Source organism: Cryobacterium sp. 10I5, assembly GCF_035019865.1.
Taxonomy (GTDB): domain Bacteria; phylum Actinomycetota; class Actinomycetes; order Actinomycetales; family Microbacteriaceae; genus Cryobacterium; species Cryobacterium breve_A.
In genome coordinates, this window is record NZ_JASJVI010000156.1 from 1 (window position 1) to 4,117 (window position 4,117).

At 63.6% G+C, this 4,117-nt stretch carries 5 protein-coding genes and 1 pseudogene; 3 read left to right on the forward strand and 3 right to left on the reverse strand.

Annotation, left to right across the window (positions count from 1 at the left end; all coding sequences use genetic code 11):
* Nucleotides 1-221 precede the first annotated feature (221 nt).
* Both QN350_RS19170 and QN350_RS19175 read left to right on the forward strand, forming a co-directional pair.
* Nucleotides 222-341, forward strand: coding sequence for a hypothetical protein (locus QN350_RS19170; RefSeq protein ID WP_322140444.1), 120 nt, complete (start codon nt 222-224; stop codon nt 339-341).
* Nucleotides 304-492 carry a hypothetical protein gene (locus QN350_RS19175; protein ID WP_322135184.1) on the forward strand — a complete coding sequence of 63 codons (189 nt, stop codon included), beginning with the start codon at nt 304-306 and terminating at the stop codon, nt 490-492. The genes QN350_RS19170 and QN350_RS19175 overlap by 38 nt, the downstream gene beginning before the upstream one ends.
* Nucleotides 493-2,024: 1,532 nt before the next feature.
* On the opposite strand, the gene QN350_RS19185 is transcribed toward QN350_RS19175, so the two are convergent.
* The 3 genes from QN350_RS19185 to QN350_RS19195 form a co-directional block, all read right to left on the reverse strand.
* Nucleotides 2,025-2,627, reverse strand: coding sequence for a MerR family transcriptional regulator (locus tag QN350_RS19185; RefSeq protein WP_322135091.1), 603 nt, complete (start codon nt 2,625-2,627; stop codon nt 2,025-2,027).
* A 364-nt stretch (nt 2,628-2,991) separates the two neighbouring features.
* On the reverse strand, nt 2,992-3,228 hold the full coding sequence (locus QN350_RS19190; protein WP_322135090.1) for a hypothetical protein: 237 nt from the start codon (nt 3,226-3,228) through the stop codon (nt 2,992-2,994).
* Nucleotides 3,228-3,563, reverse strand: coding sequence for a hypothetical protein (locus QN350_RS19195; RefSeq protein ID WP_322140262.1), 336 nt, complete (start codon nt 3,561-3,563; stop codon nt 3,228-3,230). The genes QN350_RS19190 and QN350_RS19195 overlap by 1 nt, the downstream gene beginning before the upstream one ends.
* A gap of 197 nt (nt 3,564-3,760) precedes the next feature.
* Here QN350_RS19195 and QN350_RS19200 point away from each other — a divergent pair.
* Nucleotides 3,761-4,023, forward strand: a pseudogene (locus QN350_RS19200) (IS3 family transposase); the annotation flags it as partial.
* Nucleotides 4,024-4,117 lie beyond the last annotated feature (94 nt).

Genomic DNA, 4,117 nt, shown 5'->3' on the forward strand with positions numbered 1-4,117 from the left:
GCGTCGAGCGCTACCCTGTCCCCGGAATCGCGCTACCGGATCGTCAGAACAGCGCTACCCGATAGGGCGACTCGCCAGCCGTGAGCCTGGCGTGACGATCGAGCACATTACCAAAGATTTTGGTATTCATGCGATGACGTTGCAGAAGTGTGGCGAGTAGCCCCAGTCGGTTGCTGCACGGCCTGCTGCCCGATGACGGTGAGGTGACCGGGATGCTCGGGATGCTGCTGCTCACCGACGCGCGCCGTCCGGCAAGGGTGTCATCGGCGGGTGAGCTGATCCCGTTGGGTGAACTTGTGGGATGTGGATCAGATATCCGAAGGACACGCGCTCGTCCGTGAGCGATTGGCCTCCAAGGACGCGCCTGGCCGGTACCAGCTTCTCGCGGCGATCAACGCCGTGCACACCGACGGCGACGCGACGGACTGGACGCAGGTGGTCGCGTCAGGCTCGACGGCTCGCCGATTGTGCGGCTCAACCGGGCGAGCGTGACAGCGCAGAGGTGGGACGCGCGCTCATCGACGAAATCAAATCGGCGCTCTCGGGATACCACGCCCACCACGCCGCTCGCGCGCACCTGTTGCGTCGGCTGGGTCGGCCCATGGCATCCCGCGACGCTTACGACGCAGCGATCAGCCTCGCAGAAAACACTGCCGAGATCGCGTTCCTCAAGAGGTGCCGGGATCAGGCACGACCAGAAGACAACGGTCGTTGCGGCTGACCAGCCCAAGGCTGACCTTTAGTGTGAAAACAGATAACGGACTTCACTGTTAACTTTTCGGCTCTCGTGCCGACACGGACTCGCCGCTCCCGTGCTCGCCCCGTGTCATCTGAATCGAGGCGCTCACGAGCGCGTCAGTAAGAGGAACCATCTACGGCCATCTCAACCAAGCAAGCATCGGCCGAAAACCGCAACTCGCCTAATAATCCTGCTGCCCTTCTCGAACGTTTTCGTTCTACTATTACCGAAACTCCGTAGTGAGGATAAGTCTGGCGTTCCTCGTTTCGGATATTACAGCCCAGCGTCCGAGGTAGTCACCTAGCTGCCCTCCGTGCCGGTTGTGAGGTGTTTTCTGCGCACCACGATTACCGCGCAGGCCGCCGCAGCGGCGAGGAACAGCGCGGTCGAGACTGTCGCGATGGCGGTATCCGGATGCACGATCGATTCGCCGGACAGCGCCTGAACTGTGAGCACCGCGATGACACCGAGATAGAGCGCCGCGATCACCACGAGAATGCCGAGCCTGGTGGCGGAATCGCACAGGGCCAAGACGCGGCGAGAGCCCAGCTCGAGGAGCAGCGCTGCGACGGGGATCACCTGCATGGCGTGCATCCCGACAAAGTGCGGGATACGCAGGTCGCCCGCAACAGTGCTCCAACCGAGCAGCGGCAGACCGAGGCCCCCATCGGGGAGGCCCACAGTGTGGGCGCCAGCAATCCCCTGGAAGTGTGACAGTTGGGCGGCGGTTGGGCTCGTCATCAAGAACGCGAGCCCCATGCCGATCACCGCGACGATGAGGCCGGACCGGATGGCGAAGCTGCGAGCGGGGTCACCAAGATCGGCGCGAAACAGCAATACGGCCACGAGGATGGTTGCGGCCCAGACGATCACGATCGACACCGCCATCGTGCCCCAGATTGCCGTCGAGAACGGTGTCGACACGTTGAAGTGGCTCGTTGTGTCGGCGACAGCGGCCCCGTCGATGGCCATTATCTCCACGGCGAGGAAGGCAGCGGTCACCGTGCCGGCCCACCAAGCGAGTCGGCGGCGACGCGGAAGCTGGCCGAGCAGCCAGGACAGCGTGACGCTGTAAATCAGTATTGAGAGGGAGAACTTGAGTGGCTTCTCCCAGAGCGGCATCCCCGTGATCGTACGGGGGTCAACTACCAGCCCGACGAGGGCAATCACGGAGAGGGCGACCATGGCGAGGGCGAGCCAGAGCAGTGGTCGGTGCCCACCGAAGCGAGTGAGGACGGAGGCGGGGGACGCGTTGAGCGTGCGGGTCATGGTGGTCATTTCTTCTTCAGGAATATCGCTGGGATGTGACGTGCTCCTGGGCCGCACGGCGCAGCCCGGAGATCAGGGCATCGCCGAGTACGGTGCCCACAACGACGGTTTCGGCCTTGGCTGCGCGGTCGGGTCGCGACTGGATCTCATCGAGGTCGGCGGTGGCGATGAGTAGGGCGGCCTCGGCGTAGCGGGCGTACCAGCCCCGCTCATCCGCCTGCCCGACTCCGCGGAAGGCGGAGAGCACTCGTGCTGCGGCGAGACGCCCGGGGTTCTCCGGTGAGACGTGCCAGCCCTCGAGCAGCGCGTCGATGCTGGCGAGATCCGCCGGGTCAAGGTCACCCGGCTCGATGGCCGCCGACACAGAGCGCTGCGCCACCTTGAAGGCTTCGGGCAGCGAGGCATCCGAGTCAATGGCTTCGAGCACGCTGCGGGCGGATGCCACGCTGAGCCCGCCGACGTCGATGAGCGCGCGGATGAGACGCAGACGATCCAGGTGAACGGCCCCGTAGCTGGCCTGGTTAGCCGTCTCACTCTCGCCCGCAGGCAGCAGTTTTTCGCGTAGGTAGTACTTGATGGTCGCCACCGGGATGCCGCTGGTGGTGCTGAACTCAGCCATTCGCATACGGAGAGTATAACTATCCGACAGTGAAACTATCTAGTAGTAATTTTCTCAGACCACTCCGGAAAAAGGCTCTCGGGACTGCACCTCCACACTCATGTGAAAGCCCTCACCTGTATTCGTGCCATCTTGGCGAGTAGCGCTTGTTGGTAGCGTGAGTCCGGAATTTGATGCTCCTATTGTTGTCAAGCGCTGACTTTCGGTTGTTCGCTGAGCCATGTGCGGTAGCGCTCAGAAAGGACTCGATCTTGGGTGGCGCCGCGTTCAATCCGCGAGATGGCTTTGGGCCAGGCGCTCAGCTCGAGTGCTACTGCGGTCTGGGTGAGGTGCAATGCGAGGCGCCGTGGACGCAGGTCGTTGGTTAGCAGGCCGGACCGTGGGTGATCTGGATCGGCGGCAAGTCCACGAACCGGGGCGAATTCACCACCGCCAGGATCCGGCCCCGCTCGAGGACACCGAGCTTGTTCGCCGGCACCAACGCCGGACCGCGGGCCAGGGTGCGCGGCGCCCGGGTCGCCGTCGACCGCGGCAACCCCGCCAGGACCGCGGCGGTCCGGGTGGACACTCCCCGGCGGGTCAGGGCACGGTAGGTGGTCATCACGGTTTCGTCTGCGGTGTTTCGTCCCGCGAGCTCTTCGACAAATTTTCGAGTAGCTCGTGCATTTTTGACATGATCTCCAACGCCACCCCGGTCGTGGCCAGACGCCGTTCGGTCACATCGAGCTGCCGGCGAAGCCGGGCGATCTCGGCCTGCTCGGGCGTGAGCCGGCCGATCCTCTCCCCCGCCTTTTTGCCCTGCAGCACGCCCGCGTCGCGGAGCTTGCGCCACTCGTTGATCTGCGAGGAATAGATGCCCTGCTCCCGCAGATACGCCCCGCCCCCGTTCCGAGTCATCGCGTCCTCATACGCGGCCAAATGATCAAGCTTCTGCACGGGCCTGAACGACCGCCTGGCTGTCGGACCACCCGCACGCGGGCCGAGACTGCTGTTCTTTACTCATCGCACTATCGTCGCGCACGACGATCGAAGACGGGCTGGACATGATCGAAACTTCCTGATTCTCGCCCTACGTCACACAGCGGACTTGCTCTGAGCTACTGGCCTCAACTCACCCTGACACGCAGGGCGGCGACGCGAGACGTTTCATAGACACCTTCGTCGAGGGTTACAACCACACCCACCGCCACACCGGCATCGGCCTGAACACGCCCGCCGACGTCCACTACGGGCTCGCAACCGGCAAAGCCGCCAAGAGGTCCGCGACCCTGGCCCAAGCCCGGGCTCGGAACGCTTCAGTACCAGCGTCGATCCCAAAATCCTCGCCACCCCCAACGCGGCCTGGATCAACAAGCCAGCCGAAGCACAAGAAGACGAGCCAAAACTAGCCGCCTAACTCACCCTGGCCCCATTCACCTTGACGGTGATGATGGAAGTAGGCCGTGGAATGGTGTGACTCCAACCTTGACTGACGCTTCTTGAAGCTGTCC